The organism is Prochlorococcus sp. MIT 0916, assembly GCF_047305155.1.
Lineage (GTDB): Bacteria > Cyanobacteriota > Cyanobacteriia > PCC-6307 > Cyanobiaceae > Prochlorococcus_B.
On sequence record NZ_CP138980.1, the window covers coordinates 1,068,624 to 1,089,784 of the forward strand.

General features: G+C 35.4%; 22 protein-coding genes. 10 read left to right on the top strand and 12 right to left on the bottom strand.

The genetic code is table 11. The features are described from left to right. Positions 1-25: 25 nt before the first annotated feature. Complete coding sequence (locus SIB53_RS05520) at positions 26-1,195, top strand: DegT/DnrJ/EryC1/StrS family aminotransferase (protein ID WP_413677285.1); 1,170 nt, start codon at positions 26-28, stop codon at positions 1,193-1,195. Between the two features lies 1 nt (position 1,196). Here SIB53_RS05520 and SIB53_RS05525 read toward each other — a convergent pair whose 3' ends face one another. The 3 genes from SIB53_RS05525 to folK all read right to left on the bottom strand — a co-directional run bounded on the left by SIB53_RS05525 (position 1,197) and on the right by folK (position 3,885). Further along, the gene (locus tag SIB53_RS05525) at positions 1,197-2,678 is read right to left on the bottom strand and encodes a cryptochrome/photolyase family protein (RefSeq protein WP_413677286.1); all 1,482 of its coding nucleotides are present in this window, start codon (positions 2,676-2,678) and stop codon (positions 1,197-1,199) included. Next, on the bottom strand, positions 2,675-3,235 hold the full coding sequence (locus tag SIB53_RS05530; protein WP_413677287.1) for an NUDIX hydrolase: 561 nt from the start codon (positions 3,233-3,235) through the stop codon (positions 2,675-2,677). The genes SIB53_RS05525 and SIB53_RS05530 overlap by 4 nt, the downstream gene beginning before the upstream one ends. 68 nt (positions 3,236-3,303) lie before the next feature. Next, entirely contained in the window at positions 3,304-3,885 is a 582-nt protein-coding gene (gene folK, locus SIB53_RS05535; RefSeq protein WP_413677288.1) for a 2-amino-4-hydroxy-6-hydroxymethyldihydropteridine diphosphokinase, read from the bottom strand. 47 nt (positions 3,886-3,932) lie between these two features. Here folK and bchD point away from each other — a divergent pair, with 47 nt between their 5' ends. After that, positions 3,933-6,086, top strand: coding sequence for a magnesium chelatase ATPase subunit D (gene bchD, locus SIB53_RS05540; protein WP_413677289.1), 2,154 nt, complete (start codon positions 3,933-3,935; stop codon positions 6,084-6,086). Positions 6,087-6,093: 7 nt separating this feature from the next. On the opposite strand, the gene SIB53_RS05545 is transcribed toward bchD, so the two are convergent. Further along, entirely contained in the window at positions 6,094-6,939 is an 846-nt protein-coding gene (locus SIB53_RS05545; RefSeq protein WP_413677290.1) for an MlaD family protein, read from the bottom strand. Positions 6,940-6,943: 4 nt separating this feature from the next. Then, on the bottom strand, positions 6,944-7,729 hold the full coding sequence (locus SIB53_RS05550) for an ABC transporter ATP-binding protein (protein WP_413677291.1): 786 nt from the start codon (positions 7,727-7,729) through the stop codon (positions 6,944-6,946). A gap of 127 nt (positions 7,730-7,856) precedes the next feature. On the opposite strand from SIB53_RS05550, the gene SIB53_RS05555 reads away from it, so the two are divergent. Further along, a complete protein-coding gene (locus SIB53_RS05555; protein ID WP_413679124.1) occupies positions 7,857-9,254 on the top strand; it encodes a gluconeogenesis factor YvcK family protein in 1,398 nt (465 codons plus the stop codon). A 1-nt stretch (position 9,255) separates the two neighbouring features. Here SIB53_RS05555 and SIB53_RS05560 read toward each other — a convergent pair whose 3' ends face one another. The 3 genes from SIB53_RS05560 to SIB53_RS05570 are packed head-to-tail and all read right to left on the bottom strand — an operon-like array spanning position 9,256 to position 10,898. Then, positions 9,256-9,777, bottom strand: a complete 522-nt coding sequence (locus SIB53_RS05560) for an NAD(P)H-quinone oxidoreductase subunit J (RefSeq protein ID WP_413677292.1) — start codon at positions 9,775-9,777, stop codon at positions 9,256-9,258. 18 nt (positions 9,778-9,795) lie between these two features. Continuing rightward, complete coding sequence (nuoB, locus tag SIB53_RS05565; RefSeq protein WP_413677293.1) at positions 9,796-10,545, bottom strand: NADH-quinone oxidoreductase subunit NuoB; 750 nt, start codon at positions 10,543-10,545, stop codon at positions 9,796-9,798. Beyond that, complete coding sequence (locus SIB53_RS05570; RefSeq protein WP_413677294.1) at positions 10,536-10,898, bottom strand: NAD(P)H-quinone oxidoreductase subunit 3; 363 nt, start codon at positions 10,896-10,898, stop codon at positions 10,536-10,538. The genes nuoB and SIB53_RS05570 overlap by 10 nt, the downstream gene beginning before the upstream one ends. Positions 10,899-11,054: 156 nt before the next feature. Here SIB53_RS05570 and SIB53_RS05575 point away from each other — a divergent pair, with 156 nt between their 5' ends. The 5 genes from SIB53_RS05575 to SIB53_RS05595 all read left to right on the top strand — a co-directional run bounded on the left by SIB53_RS05575 (position 11,055) and on the right by SIB53_RS05595 (position 13,135). Then, on the top strand, positions 11,055-11,408 hold the full coding sequence (locus tag SIB53_RS05575; protein WP_413679125.1) for a rubredoxin: 354 nt from the start codon (positions 11,055-11,057) through the stop codon (positions 11,406-11,408). Then, positions 11,405-12,421 carry a photosynthesis system II assembly factor Ycf48 gene (locus tag SIB53_RS05580; RefSeq protein ID WP_413677295.1) on the top strand — a complete coding sequence of 339 codons (1,017 nt, stop codon included), beginning with the start codon at positions 11,405-11,407 and terminating at the stop codon, positions 12,419-12,421. Before SIB53_RS05575 ends, SIB53_RS05580 begins: the two co-directional genes overlap by 4 nt. A 107-nt stretch (positions 12,422-12,528) precedes the next feature. Next, the gene (gene psbE, locus SIB53_RS05585) at positions 12,529-12,777 is read left to right on the top strand and encodes a cytochrome b559 subunit alpha (RefSeq protein ID WP_011294296.1); all 249 of its coding nucleotides are present in this window, start codon (positions 12,529-12,531) and stop codon (positions 12,775-12,777) included. A 29-nt stretch (positions 12,778-12,806) separates the two neighbouring features. Further along, positions 12,807-12,926, top strand: a complete 120-nt coding sequence (locus SIB53_RS05590; protein WP_011294297.1) for a photosystem II reaction center protein L — start codon at positions 12,807-12,809, stop codon at positions 12,924-12,926. A gap of 11 nt (positions 12,927-12,937) precedes the next feature. Continuing rightward, complete coding sequence (locus tag SIB53_RS05595) at positions 12,938-13,135, top strand: photosystem II reaction center protein J (protein ID WP_269609601.1); 198 nt, start codon at positions 12,938-12,940, stop codon at positions 13,133-13,135. A gap of 72 nt (positions 13,136-13,207) precedes the next feature. On the opposite strand, the gene mtnP is transcribed toward SIB53_RS05595, so the two are convergent. Further along, a complete protein-coding gene (gene mtnP, locus SIB53_RS05600; protein ID WP_413677296.1) occupies positions 13,208-14,140 on the bottom strand; it encodes an S-methyl-5'-thioadenosine phosphorylase in 933 nt (310 codons plus the stop codon). Between mtnP and selD the strand changes: the two genes are divergently transcribed. Next, a complete protein-coding gene (gene selD, locus SIB53_RS05605; RefSeq protein ID WP_413677297.1) occupies positions 14,126-16,303 on the top strand; it encodes a selenide, water dikinase SelD in 2,178 nt (725 codons plus the stop codon). The two genes, mtnP and selD, sit on opposite strands and share 15 nt — an antisense overlap. 19 nt (positions 16,304-16,322) lie before the next feature. Here selD and SIB53_RS05610 read toward each other — a convergent pair whose 3' ends face one another. The 3 genes from SIB53_RS05610 to SIB53_RS05620 all read right to left on the bottom strand — a co-directional run bounded on the left by SIB53_RS05610 (position 16,323) and on the right by SIB53_RS05620 (position 20,352). Then, on the bottom strand, positions 16,323-17,579 hold the full coding sequence (locus SIB53_RS05610; RefSeq protein WP_413677298.1) for a CCA tRNA nucleotidyltransferase: 1,257 nt from the start codon (positions 17,577-17,579) through the stop codon (positions 16,323-16,325). Between the two features lie 43 nt (positions 17,580-17,622). Then, positions 17,623-20,040, bottom strand: coding sequence for a UvrD-helicase domain-containing protein (locus SIB53_RS05615; RefSeq protein WP_413677299.1), 2,418 nt, complete (start codon positions 20,038-20,040; stop codon positions 17,623-17,625). A gap of 96 nt (positions 20,041-20,136) precedes the next feature. Then, complete coding sequence (locus tag SIB53_RS05620; RefSeq protein WP_413677300.1) at positions 20,137-20,352, bottom strand: hypothetical protein; 216 nt, start codon at positions 20,350-20,352, stop codon at positions 20,137-20,139. Positions 20,353-20,582: 230 nt separating this feature from the next. Here SIB53_RS05620 and SIB53_RS05625 point away from each other — a divergent pair, with 230 nt between their 5' ends. Next, complete coding sequence (locus SIB53_RS05625) at positions 20,583-21,131, top strand: bleomycin hydrolase (protein ID WP_413677301.1); 549 nt, start codon at positions 20,583-20,585, stop codon at positions 21,129-21,131. The last annotated feature ends 30 nt before the right edge of the window (positions 21,132-21,161 follow it).

A 21,161-nucleotide genomic window follows, 5' to 3' on the forward strand; every position in this document is an offset into this window, starting at 1 on the left:
ATTGTTGCAACTTAATTTAAAAGTTATGCAAATACCTCCTTTTAGCCTCGAAGCTCAAATTTCTGAAATAGGAGAAGAGATTGAAGAAGCTTTAATTAGAGTTTTTAGAAGCGGAAAATACATTGGTGGAGAGGAAGTAGCTTCATTTGAAAAAGCTTTTGCATTAGCTATAGAAACTTCTTTCTCAGTTAGTTGTAATAGTGGAACAGATGCATTAATTCTTGCCTTAAGATCTCTAAATATTGGTCAAGGTGATGAGGTGATCACCTCATCCTTTAGTTTTTTTGCTACTGCAGAAGCAATTACCAGTGTTGGAGCTAGACCTGTTTTTGTAGATATTGATCCTCAAAATTATCTTATGGATCTGGGTCTAATAGAAAAAGCAATAACTTCTAGAACAAAAGCTATTTTGCCTGTGCATTTGTTTGGTCATCCACTAGATATGGATAAAGTAATGGCAATTGCTGAAGAAAATAATCTAAAGGTTGTAGAAGATTGTGCTCAAGCGGCTGGAGCCCATTGGCGAGGTAAACCCGTAGGAAGTTATGGAGATGTAGGCTGTTTTAGTTTTTTCCCTACTAAAAACTTAGGTGCAGCAGGAGATGGAGGAGCAATAACTACTAATGATTTTGATCTGGCAAAAATAATTAGGGAATTAGCTATTCATGGAATGCCAAAGAGATATCTCCATACAAATATTGGATACAATAGTAGACTTGATTCATTACAAGCTGCAATCTTAAATGTTAAATTAAATCGATTAAACAAATGGATAGATCAAAGAAAAGCAATAGCAATTAATTATATAAATAAGCTATCAATGGTAGAAGGAATTAAATTGCCATCTAATACTTTGCTCAATAAATCTGGTCATTCTTGGAATCAATTTGTAATAAGAATAATGGACAATTCTTTTGTTGAAAATATAAAATCAACCTCAGAGAATGTTTTTGACAATTCAAATAGAGATCTATTTAAAACTGAACTTCATAGACTTGGTGTTAATACAATTATTTATTATCCAATACCTATACATCTTCAACCAGTATATAAAGAGTTAGGATATAAAGAAGGTTCTCTTCCTATTACTGAAAAAGTATGTAGTCAGGTAATTAGTTTACCCATTTTCCCCGAATTTAAATCTATTCAGCAATCATATGTTATTGATATAATAAAGGAAATATTTAGAAAATAATCTAATTAATACTTGAATATAATTCTTTGAAGATTGATGTTTGATTTTTGTGGTTTATAATGGGGTTTGGATAGCCTTTTCTCTCCGTAGAAGTTATTTCACCGGAAAGCAAATTAGGCGTCGAGACATGTGTTAACTCTGGGATCCATTTTCGTATATAATTGCCATTTTCGTCGAATTTAGAAGCTTGTCTAAAAGGATTAAATATTCTCATAGGCTTTGGATCCATTCCACTGCTAGCACTCCATTGCCACCCTCCATTATTTGATGCTAAGTCACCATCAACTAAGCTTTTCATGAAGAAAAGTTCTCCCCATCTCCAATCAATTAAAAGGTCTTTTACTAGAAAAGAGGCAACAATCATTCTGCATCGATTATGCATCCATCCAGAATGCTTAAGTTGTCTCATAGCAGCATCAATTATTGGGATACCAGTTAATCCGTTCTTCCAGGATTTAAACCAATCAGGTTTATTTTGCCATGGAAACTTTAACCACTTTTCTCTATATGGACCTTTCTCTAGCTCTGGAAAATTAATTAGAGCATTTTGATAAAACTCTCTCCAAGCAAGTTCCTTTATCCATGTATCAATAGAATTTACTTGATATCCATTATTCGCAATATTCTTTGATATTTGAGCCCCATTCCAAACTGCCCTACAACTTATTGTACCTAAACTTAAAGCGGCACTTAGATTAGAAGTTGATTCTAAAGATGGAATATCTCTTGCTTGATTATATGAATTTATAACTCCTGAATTTATGAAAAAGTTTAATTGATTTATTGACTCTGATTCTCCTGGTTTGCAAGGACAAAGGTTAGTATTATTAAATTTATTTGAAGCAAGTAAGTCATGAACAGGACTGCTTTCTCTTGAAATACAATAGTTTAAATCAGAGTTTTTAATTGATGATAATTCGCTCTCATTAAAACCTCTAATTTTTTCTGCTGTACTTGATATTTGTATTAAATTATTATTTGATATTGTGGTTCTATTAATTATCTCAATCCATTTACGATAAAAAGGGCCATATACTTTGTAAGGGTCATTATTGTTTGTTTTTATATCGCTTGGATTGACAATTAATTGATCTAAAAATGTATAAATTTTCCTTTTCTTTTTTGAAAACTGTTCTGTAATTAGTTGGTCTCTATTGATTTCATAAGGCTCAATATTTTCGTTCCAGTAAATACATTCAGCTTTAACTAAGTCCGCTAATTTGGAAATTAATTTAATAGGATCTCCATTCAATATTAATAAACGACTTCCTCTTCTTTCCCAATTCTTTTGTAGTTCTAAAAGGCTTTCACCCAAAAACCAATTTTTTGCCTCGGATGTAGTTCTACTGAGATTTAAAAGATTGGGATCTAAAATATATACTCCAATTAGATTTTTTGAATTTTTAGATGCTTCAGATAGACCTATATTATCTTCTATTCTTAAATCTCTTCTATGCCAAAAAATTGATCGAAACTCAGTCATTTTTTATTCAAGATTTGGCATGCTCTGAACCATGCAGTAATAGTTTTCCCATCAAGTGATTCTTCTCCACTTGCAATCATTTCATTTAACTTTTTAGGGGAAATTTTTAATACTTCAATATCTTCATCTGCATCGCCTTCAGGCTTCTCTTCAAGTTTAGTTAAATCTCTTGCAAGGAAAAGATGAATTGTTTCGTCTGAATATCCTGGACAAGGAAGCATTTCTCCAAGATCGTCCCATTTGTTTGCAGAATAACCACTTTCTTCTTGAACTTCTCTTTTAATTGATTCAAGTGGGCTCTCACCTGCTTCTAGAGTTCCAGCTGGAAACTCTAGAATTCTTCTCGAGCAAGCAAATCTGTATTGACGAAGAATAATGACTTCTCCTGAATCTGTTATTGGTACTGCCAATGCAGCTCCTGGATGCCGAATAATCCCAAATTCACCCTCCATTGAATTAGGTAAAAGAAACTTATTAATTTCAAAACGAATTTTTTTTGCATCAAGACAAGCTTTTGTCTCGATTATTTCTGAGGGTTCAGGTCCTGGAATAGACATGCTTTTTTTGCTATTTATATAGGATGGCTGATTTTTTGAGAAAAGGTTGGTGATTTTTGTTACGAGTTTTATTCAGGCCAAATGTTTGGAGAATTGATTGGTTTCGGTTTCCCTTGAGCCTTTGATAAAACTTCTGCAAGGGGGATTAAAACAAAGTTTCTTTCACTTAATCTTGGATGAGGCAAAATTAGAGTTTCTGTATTTATCTGCAGTCCTCCCCAGGAAATGAAGTCAATATCTAAAGATCTTGGCCCCCAAGAAATTTCTGTATTTTCTCTTTCCCTACCTGCGATTTTCTCTAAGTCTAAAAGTTTTTTCATTAAAGAGATAGCTGCTTTTTCATTTGGGGTTACTGAGCCAAAATCCTTTCCCTCTACAACCAGCACAGTATTAATAAATTTTGGTTGATCAATTGGCCCCCCTAAAGGTTCAGTCTCAAATAAAGGAGCCCATTGAAAAGATAAAGACTTATCAATATTTTGAGAGTCGATTTTTCGACGATTTAAAGCAACATTCCATTCAAGTATGCTTTTTTCAATTTGCGGCCTCATGGCAGCGATTGTTCTTATGGGATCTCCAAGAGAGCCAGGGATATTTGCGCCTATTGAGATGACTAGTTTCAATTCTGTTTTTTGTTTTGCATAAGTCATGCGAATATTAAAAGACTTTTAAAAATTTGCTTGATTTATCCAACCCTATGGTTTCCAGTGGATTGAATAACAACAATATGTCTTCGGCTTCAAAAGACACTGCTGTTTTGGATAGAGCTAATCGTTCTTTCCCTTTAGCTGCAATTACAGGCCATGGAACATTAAAGCTTGCTTTAATGCTTGCCGCAGTTGATCCGGGTTTGGGAGGAGTAATAATTGCTGGTGGTCGTGGGACTGGTAAATCTGTTTTGGCTAGAGGTTTACATGCCCTTCTCCCTCCGATTGAAATAATTGATTTAGAAAAATTAGCTGACAACGTGGGTGATGATGATTCATTGACTTATCCAGCAGGTAGAAACTTAGATCCTTCTTTTTCAGGAGAGTGGGATGATTTGACCAAAAAGCTATTTATAAAAAAGATAGGAAGTCTTGAAAATCTTGATGACTTAGAAAATATCCCTAAGAAAGTTGTTTCCGCTCCTTTTATTCAGGTTCCCTTAGGAGTAACCGAGGATAGGCTTGTTGGCGCTGTTGATGTTGCTGCTTCATTATCAAGTGGAACGCCAGTCTTTCAGCCAGGGTTATTAGCTGAAGCTCATAGGGGAGTTTTGTACATAGATGAATTGAATTTGTTGGATGATGGAATTGTTAATCTTCTTTTGGCTTCAGTAGGGGCAGGTGAAAATAGAGTCGAACGAGAAGGCTTGAGCCTCAGTCACCCATGCCGTCCTTTATTGATTGCTACTTATAATCCTGAAGAGGGGGCATTGAGGGACCACCTTTTAGACAGATTTGCAATTGTATTGTCTGCTGATCAATTAATTACAAATGAACAAAGAGTTGAAATAACCCAGGCTGCCATTTCTCATGGTCAATCTAGTGAGGCTTTTTCTAAGAAATGGACAGAAGAAACAGAATCGCTGTCCACGCAATTACTTTTGGCAAGGCAATGGCTTCCAGATGTTCAAATTAGTGAGGATCAAATCGAATACTTAGTTCTAGAAGCTATTCGAGGAGGTGTAGAAGGACATAGATCAGAGTTGTATGCAGTAAGAGTTGCAAAGGCTCATGCTGCTTTATGTGGTAGAGATTCAGTGGACGCAGAAGATTTAAAGGCTGCAGTAAGACTTGTAATTGCTCCCAGGGCTATGCAAATGCCTTCAGAAGAGGAGATGGAGCCCCCAGCGCCAGAAGATCAGCAGCCTCCCCCTCCGCCTCCAGAAGACTCTGATGAAAATAATGAACAAGAAGACGAACAAGAAGAAGATAAGGAAGAGGAGCAAGACCAAGAGTCATCTCCTCCAATCCCTGAGGAATTTATGCTTGATCCAGAAGCATGTGCTGTCGATCCCGATTTGTTGCTTTTTTCATCCACAAAATCAAAGAGTGGAAATAGCGGAAGTCGCTCAGCTGTTTTAAGTGATAACAGAGGGAGATACGTAAAACCAATTCTTCCAAGAGGTCCTGTTAGAAGGATTGCAGTTGATGCAACTTTAAGAGCTGCAGCTCCTTATCAGAAAGCTAGAAGGGAAAGAGAACCTAATAGAAAAGTTATTGTTGAGGAAGGGGATTTGCGTGCCAAATTACTGCAGCGTAAAGCAGGCGCACTTGTAATTTTCTTGGTTGATGCAAGTGGTTCGATGGCTCTCAATAGAATGCAAAGTGCAAAGGGAGCTGTTATTCGTTTATTAACTGAAGCTTATGAAAATAGAGATGAAGTTTCTCTAATACCTTTCAGAGGCGATCAAGCAGAAGTTTTGCTTCCGCCAACCAGATCAATAACTGCTGCAAAAAGGAGACTTGAGTCAATGCCATGTGGTGGTGGATCTCCACTCGCTCATGGTTTAACTCAAGCTGCAAGAGTAGGAGCAAATGCTTTGGCTACAGGAGATCTTGGTCAGGTGGTGGTGGTAGCAATTACAGATGGTAGAGGAAACGTTCCATTAAGTACTTCATTAGGTCAACCAGTTCTTGAGGGAGAGCAACCTCCTGACTTGAAGCAAGAAGTTCTTGATGTCGCTTCCCGATATCGATCGCTTGGTATTAAATTGCTTGTAATTGATACAGAAAGAAAGTTTATTGCAAGTGGTATGGGTAAAGACTTGGCTGAGGCATCTGGAGGTAAATATGTACAATTACCTAAGGCAAGTGATCAAGCTATTGCTTCAATCGCAATGGATGCAATTAATAGTGTTACCTGAAAAGTTTTTAGGGATAGATATCATCAAATAATTTACTCAAACCAATAGTTACTCTTTTTAGAGCATCTATAAGTTCTTTATCTTCCATAATATTTCCCATGTCAGAGCTCATTTGGTCAATTTTCTTTGTTAGAGAACTAGATGTTGAAGCAAGTTCCTGAATATCTTTTAAGGTTTCAGGATTGTCTAAGCTTTTAAGAATATTATTTAAATGAAAAGAAGCTTTTGTCAGCTCAGAAATTATAGGTTTTGCTCTTATAAGTTCTGATTTGGATAACAAGACAAGTTCATCAAGATTGGCTTGAGTTCTATCAAATTGTTGAATAGATTCTGATACTTTATTGACTATTGCTTGTCTATCGGCCTCATCAATAATTCCATTTAAACCCTCTGTTAGACTTGATATACTTATCATCTCTAAACCTTTAATCTTATCTCCATCGCACAAGATTCTTTTATTTGGACAATTTTTATTGACTGCAAATTGTTCGCTTTTTTTAAATGATTTACCTAATGAGACTAGGGATAATTGTGCATCACCTCCAAGCATAGAGCTTGTAACTATTTTGGCAATTACAGGTTTTGGTAAAGTTAAATTATTATCGTTTAGTTTGATTTTAGTTTCAACAGTGTTTGGTGTGAAATTTATTTTTTGAACAGAGCCAACAATTATTCCCCTATAAGTAACTGGAGACATCTTGGCGAGACCACTTGCATCTTTAAAGTTTGCAGAGATCTCCCAGGATTTAGAACCCAAACGAAAATCTCTCAACCAAAGCATTGCTCCTGAAAAGATAACTAATCCACCTAAAAGTGAAAATCCAACAAATGCATCTCTTAAACTTCTACGCATAAATTTATAGTTCCTCAGGTTGCATGGGTCCTTGAAGATTACCTGTGCGAAATTGTTTTACATAGGAATTTTCGCTTTGTTTAAATTGATCTATGGAGCCGTCCCATTGAAATTTCCCATCATAAAGCAAAATAACTCTATTTGCTGTTCTTTCAATTGTACTTGAAACGTGACTTACTACTATTGAACACCCTTCCGCAGTATCAGTTGTTTTGATGATTAGATCTTCAATTCGAGTACAAGCTATTGGATCTAATCCAGCAGTTGGCTCGTCATAGAGAAGAAGAGGAATTGAGTCTTTTTTTTTCTTGGGGTTACTAATTAAGGCTCGAGCAAAACTTACTCTTTTTTGCATTCCACCACTCAGTTGATTTGGAAATTTGTCTGCAACATCATATAAGCCCACTTTTTGTAAACAATTTATGACTTTGTGATTAATAATCTCCTCAGGAAAAATTTTCTGCTTTTCAAGCAAAAATCCTACATTTTCTCTAACAGTTAATGATGCCAATAATGCTGGATTTTGAAAAACTAATCGCACGTCAGGAGGGTTGTTTTGATCAAGTCTTAAATAATTTTGCTCAACACCTGATATTTGAAGGCTTCCGGTAGAAGGTAGAAGCAATCCAGCTAATAAGCGAAGTATTGTTGACTTGCCTGAGCCTGATGGACCAACAATTGCCAGTCTCTCTCCAGCACTCATGGCTAGATTTACTTCATCGAGAACTTTATTTGATCCCAGTTCTACACTGAGATCTTTCATCAACATTACTTGAGTGTTTTCTGGCACACACTCTCCTATTGTTTGTATTCCTATCTCATTTTGTATGAGATACGTGAATTGGGAAGTTTAATTAGAGTTTATGTGAATTAATGATTTAGGTCTATTTGTTGAAATTTTCTCAAACTTGAATCCATTGAACAAAAGAAGGAAAAGAAAATTAAGAAGACCTGCTTTGCGTAAAAGTTTTTTCGCTAGTTTGTCTTTTCACCTTTATTCTCGCCTTAAAAGAGCGATTAGATGGCTTTTGCCTGGGCTAGTAGTAAAAAGGTGGATGATGACATCTGGATTGGGCTTATTAATTGCTTTGATTGGAGCCTCGATTTGGGCTGATTTGCGTCCAATTTATTGGGTTGTTGAAATACTTTTTTGGCTTTTAGGATTTATAACTACTTTTTTACCAAGGACTATTTCTGGACCAATAGTTTTTTTGATAGGGATATCTCTTTTGATTTGGGGTCAAGGAAGAAGTTTTGAATCTATTAAGCAGGCTTTGGGTTCAAAAAAAGATACTTTTTTGGTTGATGCATTAAGAGCTAAACAAAAATTAAATAGAGGTCCAAATATTGTCGCTATTGGAGGTGGAACAGGTCTATCTTCATTATTAAAAGGCTTAAAAAGATATAGCAGTCGAATCACCGCAATAGTTACAGTTGCAGATGATGGAGGGAGTAGTGGAGTGCTTAGGAGAGAATTGGGTGTTCAGCCACCAGGAGACATAAGAAATTGTTTAGCAGCTTTAGCAACCGAAGAGCCACTCATAAAAGGCCTTTTTCAGTATCGCTTTCCCTCAGGCAGTGGGCTTGAAGGACATAGTTTTGGGAATCTTTTCTTATCTGCATTAACTGCGATCACTGGCAGCTTAGAGACTGCAATTACTGCTTCAAGTAGGGTTCTTGCTGTGCAGGGTCAAGTTGTACCGGCAACTAATGCAGATGTCCGATTGTGGGCGGAACTTGAAAATGGTGAACGAATAGATGGAGAATCAGCTATTGGAAAAGCACGCCTACCAATAATCAGAATAGGTTGTTATCCTTCGCGACCTCCAGCTTTGCCAAGAGCTCTTGAAGCTATTAGAAATGCTGAAATTATTTTGATAGGACCAGGAAGTTTATATACTTCAATTCTCCCAAATCTACTTGTCCCTGAAATAGTCGAGGAGATTGAGAGGAGCAAATCTCCAAAGCTTTACATATGTAATTTGATGACTCAACCAGGAGAAACTGATGGCCTTGACGTTACTGGTCACGTGAGGGCTATTGAAGCTCAATTGGCATCAAGAGGAATTACAAGGAAAATATTTAATTCAATACTTGCTCAAGATGAATTAGAACCCTCTCCATTGGTTGATTACTACAAATCAAAAGGAGCTGAACCAGTCGAATGTAATAAGATTGATCTTATATCTAGAGGATACAAGGTGTATCTAGCTTCTCTTCAGGGTTCAAAAGTTACTCCAACTTTGAGACATGATCCTAGGAGTCTCGCCTTAGCAATAATGAAATTTTATAGAAGATATAAAAAAGGTAAATAAATTAGTATGCATCCTGCATTTCATAAAAATCTGGCTGAACATAGTCCTTCCTAAGTGGCCAGCCTTTCCAATCTTCAGGCATTAAAAGCCTTTTAGGATGAGGGTGTCCTTTGAAGTTAACACCATACATATCGAATGTTTCTCTTTCTTGCCAATCAGCTCCTCTGAAAAGACTGTATAAACTAGGAACAGTTAAGTCCCCATCACGAGCTAGGAATACTTTTATTCTTACTTCGCGAGGAGAAATATCTTTTTTAGATTCATTCATTTCTATTAAATTATAAAAACAAACAATATTTAAACCGGGCCCTTCATCGTATCCACCTTGGCATTGAAGATAATTAAATCCATCATTTTTCAACGCTTCAACTATCGTTAAAAGATTGCTTGGAGTGATTTTTATTACTTCAACTCCTAAGTGGTCAGACTTAAGAGGAATATTTTCAAATCCATTTTTTGAGAGCCAATCACTTATTGGACCTGAGATTTTTTCTTCAACCACAATTTCTGATTCACTTGGCATTTTTTTAATAAGAGATGCTTAATTACTTGAAAGTTCTTCAGATATTTTTTGAACCTCTTTTAAAGATTGATCAAATTCTTCAGATAGGGAAGGATTTAATGCAATTAGTTGAGACTTTGCATTTAGATATTGACCATTAACTTTTAACTTAGCTCTCTTCATTTTATGAGAAATAGTTAAATACCTATGTGTTTGAGTAATCTTTGCTCTTTCAGAGATTGATTCGTTGGCAACTTTTTTTCGCAATTTAATCACAGCATCAAATATTGCTTCTGGTCTTGGAGGACACCCAGGAAGGTAAAGGTCAACTGGTATTAATTTGTCAACACCTCTAACTGCCGTGGTTGAATCTGCGCTGAACATGCCGCCAGTAATAGTGCAAGCTCCCATGGCAATTACGTATTTCGGATCAGGCATTTGCTCATAAAGCCTTACAAGAGCAGGTGCCATTTTCATCGTGACAGTGCCTGCAACTATAAGAAGATCTGCTTGCCTAGGAGAACTTCTTGGTACTAATCCAAATCTGTCAAAATCAAATCGAGATCCAATTAAAGCTGCAAATTCAATAAAACAACAAGCAGTTCCATATAGAAGAGGCCATAGACTGCTTAATCTTGCCCAGTTGTGAAGATCTTCAAGGCTAGTAAGGATTATGTTTTCGCTTAAGTCGTTTGTTACTCTTGGCGCTCCCACTGGGGCGCAAGAAGCTTCTCTAAGGTCTCTTACTGCTTCTGTAGAGGGAGGGTTTTTCAAGGGATTCAACTCCATTCAAGGGCACCTTTTCTCCATGCATATGCTAGAGCTACAACCAAAATTGTGATAAAAACAAGTGCTTCTATAAATGCTAGTAACCCAAGTTTGTGAAATGCAACTGCCCATGGGTAAAGGAACACCGTCTCAACATCAAATATAACGAAAACAAGTGCAAACATGTAGTAACGAATATTAAATTGGATCCATGCTCCTCCAATGGGCTCCATGCCAGATTCATATGTAAGCTGCCTTTCTCCAGCTTTACTTCTAGGAGCAATTAGCTTATTTGTTGTGAGAGCAAGAATGGGAACTGCTCCAGAAATAAGAAGAAATCCTAAAAAATACTCATAACCCTGAAGGGAAAACATGAATGAATTACTGATTTCAATATCAGTCTGACAGTCATTTCCTAGATTAGTGCCATAGAGTTGTTATATGTGAAAGTGAAAACTGTGAGTGAAGACACCAAAACAAAAACAAATCCTTTGGGAGATTTGAATTCTGATGAAAAACAAAATCAAGTTATTTCATTTGAACCAAAAAATTCAACTGAAGCATTAGACCCAAAAGCAAATCGCTTCGAATGTATGAGTTGTGGTTTTATTTATGATCCTGATGAGGGTATCAAAAAGCTTAATATTGAACCAGGCACAGCATTCCTAGACATTGATAGAGAGAAGTTTAGATGTCCAGTCTGTCGAGTAGGATTTGGCGGATACAAGGATATTGGACCTAAATCAAAGCCTAGTGGATTTGAAGAAAACCTTACATATGGCTTTGGATTTAATAAACTTCCTTCAGGCCAGAAAAACGTTCTTATTTTTGGAAGCCTGGCTTTAGCCGCTGCCTGTTTTCTCTCTCTTTATTCTTTGAAATGAAACGTCTGCTTTCAAATGTCATTAATTTGACCCTTGCCTTAATAGTTGGAGTAGCTCTAAGTGGTTGTACTGTTAGTAACGCTTCCATTGGCTCAACAAGTCCTTGGTCACTAATCGATCTAGATACTGAGGCAAATCCTCTAGATGTTGACTTCGTCGACGAAAAAAATGGGTTTTTAGTTGGCACAAATAGGTTGATACTTGAGACAAATGATGGAGGAATTACCTGGAAAGAAAGAAATTTAGATATCCCAAGCGAAGGTAACTTTCGTTTAATAAGCATTGATTTCAAAGGGCAAGAAGGTTGGATTGCAGGTCAACCAGGATTGATTCTTCATACAACTGATGGAGGAAAAAATTGGACTCGTCTCGATTTGGGAAATAAGTTGCCAGGAGATCCATATTTGATCACAACAATTGATATTGATTCTGCTGAGTTAGCAACTACTGCTGGAGCGATTTATAAAACAACTGATGCTGGTTCAAATTGGGAAGCAATAGTTGTCGATACTTCAGGCTCTGGAGGAATAAGAGAATTAAGACGCACCAATAAAGGTGGCTACATAAGTGTTAGTAGTCTTGGTAACTTCTTCTCAGTTTTAAGTCCCGGTCAAGAGTTTTGGAACCCTCATCAAAGAGCAAGTAGTAAGAGAGTTCAGAGTGTTGGTGAGCAGCCAAGCGGAGATTTATGGATGCTTTCTAGAGGAGCTGAAATCAGATTTAATGCGGATCCTAATGATATTGATTCTTGGTCAAAACCTATAATCCCAATTGTCAATGGTTATAACTATCAGGATCTTGTTTGGGATCCATCTAATTCGATTTGGGCAGCTGGAGGAAATGGAACTTTATTAGTGAGCAATGATGATGGAAAAACTTGGAAAAAAGACCCTGTTGGTGAATCTGTTCCAACAAATTTCATCAGAATTTTATTTGTGGACGATTTCAATAGTGACAGTCCTAAGGGGTTTGTATTCGGAGAAAGGGGCAATTTATTGCGATGGCAGGGTTGAAATCATAATTTTTTGATGATTTCCATGACTCTGTGTAACCACCTTGCAACAGAGATCGTTTCTTTTGATTTCGCTTGATAAGATCACTGAGCTGATTAAGTGAGGCTATGGCTGCCGGCTCTACCGGGGAACGCCCGTTTTTTGAGATCATTACTAGTGTCCGCTATTGGATCATCCATGCTGTGGCACTTCCTGCGATCTTCGTGGCAGGATTCCTATTTGTGTCTTCTGGGCTTGCCTACGACGCTTTTGGAACTCCTAGACCAGATACGTATTTTCAGGCTGGAGAAAGCAAAGCTCCTGTTGTTGTTCAGCGCTTTGATTCCAAGGCTGAACTTGACACTCGTCTGAAATAACCAAATTTCATCTGATTGCTTTTTTATCCATGCAAGTCAATCCAAATCCAAATAAAGTCCCGGTTGAATTAAACCGAACAAGTCTTTATCTTGGACTCTTACTTGTTTTTGTAATGGGAATTCTTTTTTCCAGTTACTTCTTTAACTAAATCTCTTTATCATGAGCAAATTAAAAGGACCTGATGGGCGAGCAGGAGATCGTCTGCCAAATGGTATGCCTGCAGTCTCCTGGCAAAGACGGTGGACAGAGGGAGCACTTCCTTTATGGTTAGTGGCTACTGCAGGTGGAACAGCTGTTATTTTTGTTCTTGGTATTTTCTTTTACGGTTCATACACTGGTATTGGTAACGCTGGTTAGTTTTAACTAGAAAAATACTATTTATTTGAAATACCTTAAAAACCAACTGATAATTATTGTCGGTTGGTTTTTTTAAAGCCAATATTTATCTGTGAATAATTTGATATTGCCTTTAGTTTTTTTTGGTACATGCTCTTTTGGAGTAACTAGCGCATTTTTTAATGCATCATGAAAAGAGCTTGAAGGCCTTAATGATGAGATTCTTTTAGCGGCAGCAGTGATTATTAATTTTGCAAAATTTGCATTTTCCTGAAGATTCTCAATGACCATCTCGACAGATACATTTTCGCAATTTTGATTCCAGCAATCATAATCAGTAACCATGGATAGGCTTGAATACGCGATTTCGGCTTCTTTAGCTAATCTTGCTTCCGTATGGTTTGTCATGCCTATAATTGAGCATCCCCAATCTCTGTATAAGTTTGATTCTGCTTTTGTTGAAAATGCTGGTCCTTCCATAGCAAGATATGTTCCTCCAAGATGCATTTTTTTTTCGTTGGTTAAAAGCTTTTCTATTTCTTGCGACAGTATTTTAGAAAGAATTTCGCAAAAAGGATTTGCCATGCTTATGTGAGCTACAACTCCATTGTTGAAAAAAGTCAATGGCCTTTGATGAGTTCGATCAATAAATTGATCTGGGATAACAATGTCGCAAGGTTTGATATTTTCTTTTAACGACCCCACAGCTGATGCCGATATTAACCATCTAACATTTAGATAGCGCATAGCCCAAATATTTGCTTTATATGGTATTTCACTTGGATTTAAAGTATGTTTATCTCCATGGCGAGCTAGAAAAACAATCTCTATTCCAAATAGATTGCCTATTAGTAACTTATTAGAAGGTTTTCCATATGGAGTGTCTAAGCTTAATTCGACTATATTTTTAAGATTATCGATCCTATATAGTCCGCTTCCACCAATAATTCCTAATCTAGCTTTTTTGAAATCATAGGCATCTGATTGTGTTCCAGAAATATTCAAAAAATCATGTTCAGTGATCATCTTGTTCTCGCTGGTGGTGGTCATACTCATGCCCTTGTGTTACTTCGATGGGCAATGAATCCAACATTGAAGCCTGCTGGAATGATTACTTTAGTAAATAAATCAAGTACTACGATTTATTCTGGGATGTTTCCAGGTGTCGTAGCAGGTAAATACAAGATTGATGAAATACTAATTGATTTGAGAAACCTTGCTTCAAAAGCAGGAGTTTCATTTGTGATGGCAGAAATTGAGAGCATTGATCTTAAGCAAAAAAAAATACTTTTAGCAGGACGCTCTGATATTGAATATTCTTTATTATCTTTGAATATAGGAGCAAAAACTAATTTAGATTCTATATCTTTAATTGCAGGTGATAAAGATTTCGCTGTTCCAGTTAAACCTTTTTCTGAGTCTTATAAATTTATTGTCGATCAAGATATCCACAAGGATAATTCTTCTGCTAAACCGTTTCTAATTATTGGTGGCGGGTTCGCTGGGATAGAAATAGCTTTTTCTTTAAGAAAAAGATGGCCAAAAAGATCTATTTTATTAAAAGTCAAATCTGGAAAAAAATTTAGTAAAAATCTATTGATAAAATTAAAAGATTTAAAGATTCAGATCATACAAAATGATCCATCTATTTTATCTCCTACATTAATATGTACTGGCAATAAATCATTTGGGTGGATAAAAGAAAGTGGTTTTCCTATAGATAAAAGTGGGAGGATATTAACAAAAAAAACTCTTCAAGTCCTAAATCATCCAGAGTTATTTGCTGCAGGAGATTGCGGAGTTATTAGGGATCATCCCCGTCCTTCTTCTGGTGTATGGGCTGTACGCTCAGCAAAAACACTGGCAAAGAATTTAGAGAGAATAAGTAAAGGTTTAAAACTTAAGGAATGGAAACCTCAAAGAAAAGCAATACAACTTTTAGATATAAACTATATAAATAAGAAATCACAAGCTTTTATTTCTTGGGGCGAAGTGATGATTGGCCCTTTTGAATTTTTATCAAGATTAAAAGAATCAATTGATAAAAATTTTGTCTCTAAATTTCATCTTATTCAAAATATAGATACAGAAATGCTTGCAGAAAAAGAGATGATTAAATGTAGAGGATGTGCAGCAAAATTAGCTTTTAAACCATTAAATTCAGCATTAAAAAAGTTAGATTTAATAGAATCTTCAATAGATGATTCAATTTGTATAGGGAAATTGAATTCTAGTAAGATTTTGATACAAAGTGTAGATGGATTTCCTTCTTTAATTAGTGATCCATGGCTAAATGGACGGCTTTTGGCTTTTCATTCTTGCTCTGATATTTGGGCATGCGGTGGATCTGTGATCTCTGCACAATCTGTTATAAACTTACCATCATTATCCAATGATTTGCAACAAGAATTATTGTTTCAAGTATTGGAAGGTATTAATTCGGCTTTAGTTATTCAAGGTGCAAAACTTATAGGTGGGCATACATTAGAATCAAGAAAAAAACCTGAGGAACCTTTTTCTCTAGCAATTGAAAGTTCATTAACTGTAAATGGAACTATTCATGATAAAAAATATTTTTGGTCTAAGGGAGGAATGAAAAAAGGAGATCAAATTTTAATTAGTCGTTCTTTAGGAACTGGAATTATTTTTTCAGCATTTATGAATGGTCACGTAAAACCATATATACTTGACTCTGTTTTAAAAGAAATGAATAAAAGTCAGCATGATGTTGTAGATTATATTAATAAATTAACAAATATAAACCCACAATTAAAAGTTGTTAATGCATGCACTGATATAACTGGTTTTGGTTTGCTAGGACATCTTTCTGAAATGTTGAGTTCTACAAATAGAAATCAATTGAAGATGAATTTAGAACCCCTTAAAATCATTCTTGAGCTAGATAATATACCAGTCTACGATGGTGTGATAGACCTTTTAAATAAAGGTTTTGAGAGCACTCTGGCACCTTCAAATGAAATTTTTTTAAACAATATTAATGGAGATAAAAACTTAAGATTTGAGTTGATATCTAATGAGTTAAACTCTAATAAATCTTTTTATTATACTATGCTGAAAATTTTAGTAGACCCACAAACTTGTGGCCCTTTGGTTGTTAGTTGTTCATCTATATATTCGGAAAAACTTATACAGCAAGGTCCTTGGATTAAAATTGGTTTTATTCCTTAATGAATACTTATTAACTTATTCATAAAATAGTTTTCTCGTCAATTAATTTCATTCTTTGTCGTTTTATTTCTATTCCTATTGCCGCTCCAGGTGCCCAACCTTTAGCTATTAAATCATCTCCTTTTATTGGAGATTCAATATACTTCCAGTTATAGAGCCAAGATTTCAAATATTCTTTTAAAGGGTTGTCTCTGCATATTTCAAGTATGTAAGAAAATTCATTAGTATTTAAGTCCTCTAAAATATTAGTCCATTTTGATGGAGGCCAATCTTTATATAAATTTTTAGCTTTGATATCTTCTAGATATTTATTTAATTGACAAGCGCCTTCTATTATTTCTATCTGTTGTGGATTTAATTGTAATCTTTTTGCTAGATAGATAGGGTTTTTAGACTCATAGACTAATGCTGTAAGAGGTTCAATTTGTGACTTCTCTGCGATGGATATTTTTTCGATGAGCCTTTGGTCATTCTGTAATTTAGAATCTATTATTTTTAACCCTTCCCAATCTTGTAGATTTTTTAATGCATTCTTCCAATATTTGCTTTTTAAAAGCAATTCGAGTTCCATTTTTAATCTTATTGATAATGCTGAAGGGGCCATATCAGTATTATCACCAATATGCCAATTCCAAGGCCAGAGATTTATTGTATCTTTTATCTGTTTTAAGGCTTTAGTTGATAGATGAAAACCTAACTTAGCAGAATAGCGAGAAGCTCTAATAATTCTAGTTGGGTCTTCTAGAACACTTGATTCATGCAAAAAGTCAATTTTCATTTTGTAAATAGCATCTAACCCTGAAAATAAATCTATTAATATATTTTCTTTCAGATCAATTGCCATTGCATTTATATTAAAGTCTCTTCGAATTAGATCATTTTCGATTGTTGATGATACTACTTTTGGATTTTCTCCCGGTATAGGATAAGTTTCTTCACGAGCAGCTGCAATATCAATTTTTATGCCATTAATTTCAATTTCTGAGGTTTTATAATCTTTATTATTACGTATGAGTTTGACTCTTTCTGGCCCAAGAATTTTGTTCAATTCTTTTACATAGTTTGATGTATCACCCTCAATGATTAAATCAAGATCATTAAAGATAATTTCATAATCTTGATTGTTAGATTTTGTTATTAAGTCTCTTACAACTCCTCCAACTATTGCAATAGAATTTATATTAATTGAGACTGCTGCATCTAATAGAGTAGTTAGAATTCCATTAGGTAATTCTTTTATCTCTTTTTCTATTTTAGATTTATCAAATAATTCCATAAGAAATATATTTTAATTGGTTAACATTTACTTGGCTTGAATTTTAATCGTCTATTAATTTTAATGGAGCTAGCCTTGGGTCTAATATTTTGGGTCCCATCCCTGAGAATTTTATAGCTAGTGAAATTTTTTCTCCTGAACCAAAAACATGTGTGATTGTCCCTTCTCCAAATGAAGAATGCTCTACTCTATCGTTAACTGACCACCCTTTCCCTGGGGAGGGACCAGAGTATGTTTTTCTTACTCCATTTTCAGCCCCACTAAAAAAAGACTTTTTATTACTTTGGCGATCAATTCTAGTCAGTCTATCTAGATTCTTTTCTCTTCTTAGTGATGCTCCACCAGCCAAGGGGATATCTCCTTTTACAAGCTCTTCAGGGATTTCCGAGAGAAATATAGATGCTATAGCTGGTTCTCTCATCCCTCCCCACATTCTTCTCTCAGATGCATGAAAGAGAAATAGTTTTTCTTTTGCTCTAGTAAGACCTACGTAACAAAGTCTTCTTTCTTCCTCAAGTGAAGATTGATCATCAAGTGATCTATAGCTTGGGAATAAGCCTTGCTCCATGCCCACAAGACAAACAACAGGAAATTCCAAACCTTTACTGCTGTGAAGAGTCATTAATGTAACTCGATTTGAAGCAGTGTCTTTATTATCTGCATCGCTTGATAAAGCAGCAGTTGATAAAAAACCTTCTAAAGTTGCTTCTTCACTTTCCTCCTGATATTGCAAAGCAGCATTTACTAATTCTTGAAGATTGCGCCTTCTTTCTTCTGCCTCATCCGTTCCAGTCGCAATTAATTCACTTAAGTAGCCACTTTTTTCTAAAACTAATTGAACTAACTCAGCAGGGCTTGAAGAAAAAAGATGACCTTGTAATTCATTGATAAGCTCACTAAAAATCAACAGACCTTTAGCAGATCTTCCAGCGAGAGATCTAACAGCTTCGGAGTCATTTACAACTTCCCAAAGAGGAATTTTTAATTGACTGGCAGCATCACTCAATCTTTGAACTGTTGTTTTACCAATCCCTCTTTTAGGAACGTTTAAAACTCTTAGAAGACTGACACTGTCAGAAGGGTTAATTAAAAGTCTTAAATAAGCTAGTAGATCTTTAATTTCTCTTCGGTCATAAAAACGCAATCCTCCAACCACAATGTATGGAATACTCCACCGGACCAATGAGTCTTCAATTGCTCTTGATTGAGCATTGGTTCTATAAAGAATAGCCATATCTCCCCAATTTAATTCTGGATTCGAGGCATCTAAAATTCTTAGCCTATGAATAACTGCCTCTGCCTCTGCTATTTCATCGTCACACCTTGTTAATTTAATAGGCTCCCCTTCTCCTCTAGTTGCTCTAAGGACTTTATCTATTCTTTCTTTATTGTTAGAAATTAGTGAATTTGCTGCTTCGAGGATGGTAGAGGTAGACCTATAATTTTCTTCGAGTTTTACGAGCGTTGAATTATTTGTATTATCTTGGCTTTTCTTCCCAAAGTCCTCCTGAAATCCCATTAAAATCCTAAAGTCCGCAGCTCTGAAGCTGTAAATACTTTGATCTGCATCGCCAACAACAAAAACTGATCTATTATTCCAATCTTTAAAAGAAGATGGGTCTTTGCCATTGGTAACCAATTGTTTAATTAATTCGTATTGTGTCCAATTTGTATCTTGGTATTCATCGACTAAAACATGTTTGAAGCGATTGTGCCAATAAGTTCTAATATCTTCATTTTGCTGTAGTAGTTGAACAGGTATTAATAGAAGATCATCAAAATCTAATGCATTATTAGCAGCTAAGGCTTTCCTATAAAGTCTATAAGTTTCAGCAACTAATTTACCTCTTTGACCCTCTTGACTCTTTGATAAATCATCAGGAAGTAAGCATTGATTTTTGGCATTACTGATTGCCCAGCGGACTTTTTTGGGCTCAAATCTTTTAGGGTCTAATTGTAGATCTTGTGTAACTATTTCTTTGATAAGACTTTGTGCATCTGTTTCGTCATATATTGAAAACTGCTTAGTCCATGTCAATCCTTCAGGATCTTGAAACTTGTCAATATCAAATCGTAATAATCTTGCAAATAAAGCGTGAAAAGTTCCTATCCATAATTCACGGCTGATTTCACGATATATACGATTACGAATTTGCCTTTGTTCTGCTACTTGTAATGCAGACCAAGGCTTTCCATGACTTACATTTGCTAGCCTTTTTGCTAAAAGCAATTCAAGTCTATCTTTCATTTCTCTTGCAGCTTTATTGGTAAAAGTGACTGCAAGAATGGAGCTTGGATCAACTTTATATTCAATAATTAAATGCGCAATACGATGAGTAAGGGCTCTAGTCTTTCCACTCCCTGCACCTGCTATAACTAATAATGGACCATGAAAATGATCAACTGCTTGAGACTGCGCTTGGTTTAATCCATTTAAAAATATATTGTTTGATTGTTTCATTTTAAATACTGAAAATACATTGATTTAAATTTAGTTTTAGTCATATTAATATAGATCATTTTATATTATTTAAGCAGATAAGATCAAGTTATGGTATTAATCTAGAAGTAATATTTTTTTTTGTTTTTTTAGTTTGGAAAGTATTATTTTTATTTGATTAAGCTCTGAATGCGAGTTAATAATTGAATTGATTTTGTTTTGAGGCATTTTTAGCTTATTTGAAATAGTTACCACCTCTTTTTCTAAACGATTTTTGTATTTGCTTAGTTCCTTAATTGATTCTTCTAACTCTTCTTCTGTAGGACTTTGCATTTTTTTTTTTTTTAACAATAGCTCAAATTAGTGAGATCCCTTTTGCTTATTAGCTTTTTGAGATAACTCTATGAATGACTTTATTGAAAATTCTTTTTACAGTTAAGAAGCATTGCGTTCTTGGGACTCTTTCGGTGAAATTTGACTGTAAGTCTTAAGTTAAATAAGTAATGACTATTAAATCATTACTTTTTTAAATTTTTTACTTTTAAAGCTTAGGTAGTTAAAAGATGCTTGATGCGTTTTCTAGAACAGTTGTAAGTGCTGACGCCAAAGGGGCAGCAATTGGAAGTGAGGATCTTGCAGATTTAAGAAAGTATGTAGCAGATGCAAATAAAAGGATTGATGCAACACTTGCAATAACTCAAAATGTTTCTTGCATAGCGGCAGATGCAGTAGCAGGAATGGTTTGTGAAAATACTGGACTTACTCAGCCAGGTGGACATTGTTATCCAACTCGTCGAATGGCTGCTTGTTTAAGGGATGGAGAAATTATTTTGAGATATGTAAGCTACGCACTGCTTGCTGGGGATCCTTCTGTTCTTGAAGATAGATGTCTCAATGGCTTAAAAGAAACTTATTTGGCTCTTGGAGTCCCAACTTCTAATGCTATCAGGGCTGTTGAAATAATGAAAATTGCCACAGTTGCAATTATGACTGAGACAAATACAGGAAGAAAAATGTTTAAGGGAATTAATTCTGGATCAGGAGCACAATGTCAAGATATAGCTGCAGAGGCTGCATCCTATTTTGATCTTGTAATAGAGGCTTTGAGTTGAATATTCAACTTTAATTTTAATCCTCTTTCT

Coding starts and splice junctions, on each gene's coding strand:
- SIB53_RS05590 (WP_011294297.1), top strand. CDS start 12,807: ATGCAAGTCAATCCAAATCCAAATAAAGTCCCGGTTGAATTAAACCGA.
- selD (WP_413677297.1), top strand. CDS start 14,126: ATGTTCAGTGATCATCTTGTTCTCGCTGGTGGTGGTCATACTCATGCC.
- SIB53_RS05615 (WP_413677299.1), bottom strand. CDS start 20,040: ATGAAACAATCAAACAATATATTTTTAAATGGATTAAACCAAGCGCAG.
- SIB53_RS05570 (WP_413677294.1), bottom strand. CDS start 10,898: ATGTTTTCCCTTCAGGGTTATGAGTATTTTTTAGGATTTCTTCTTATT.
- SIB53_RS05610 (WP_413677298.1), bottom strand. CDS start 17,579: ATGGAATTATTTGATAAATCTAAAATAGAAAAAGAGATAAAAGAATTA.
- psbE (WP_011294296.1), top strand. CDS start 12,529: ATGGCTGCCGGCTCTACCGGGGAACGCCCGTTTTTTGAGATCATTACT.
- SIB53_RS05520 (WP_413677285.1), top strand. CDS start 26: ATGCAAATACCTCCTTTTAGCCTCGAAGCTCAAATTTCTGAAATAGGA.
- SIB53_RS05525 (WP_413677286.1), bottom strand. CDS start 2,678: ATGACTGAGTTTCGATCAATTTTTTGGCATAGAAGAGATTTAAGAATA.
- SIB53_RS05625 (WP_413677301.1), top strand. CDS start 20,583: ATGCTTGATGCGTTTTCTAGAACAGTTGTAAGTGCTGACGCCAAAGGG.
- nuoB (WP_413677293.1), bottom strand. CDS start 10,545: ATGGAGTTGAATCCCTTGAAAAACCCTCCCTCTACAGAAGCAGTAAGA.
- bchD (WP_413677289.1), top strand. CDS start 3,933: ATGGTTTCCAGTGGATTGAATAACAACAATATGTCTTCGGCTTCAAAA.
- mtnP (WP_413677296.1), bottom strand. CDS start 14,140: ATGATCACTGAACATGATTTTTTGAATATTTCTGGAACACAATCAGAT.
- SIB53_RS05620 (WP_413677300.1), bottom strand. CDS start 20,352: ATGCAAAGTCCTACAGAAGAAGAGTTAGAAGAATCAATTAAGGAACTA.
- SIB53_RS05530 (WP_413677287.1), bottom strand. CDS start 3,235: ATGTCTATTCCAGGACCTGAACCCTCAGAAATAATCGAGACAAAAGCT.
- folK (WP_413677288.1), bottom strand. CDS start 3,885: ATGACTTATGCAAAACAAAAAACAGAATTGAAACTAGTCATCTCAATA.
- SIB53_RS05545 (WP_413677290.1), bottom strand. CDS start 6,939: ATGCGTAGAAGTTTAAGAGATGCATTTGTTGGATTTTCACTTTTAGGT.
- SIB53_RS05560 (WP_413677292.1), bottom strand. CDS start 9,777: ATGCCAAGTGAATCAGAAATTGTGGTTGAAGAAAAAATCTCAGGTCCA.
- SIB53_RS05580 (WP_413677295.1), top strand. CDS start 11,405: ATGAAACGTCTGCTTTCAAATGTCATTAATTTGACCCTTGCCTTAATA.
- SIB53_RS05595 (WP_269609601.1), top strand. CDS start 12,938: ATGAGCAAATTAAAAGGACCTGATGGGCGAGCAGGAGATCGTCTGCCA.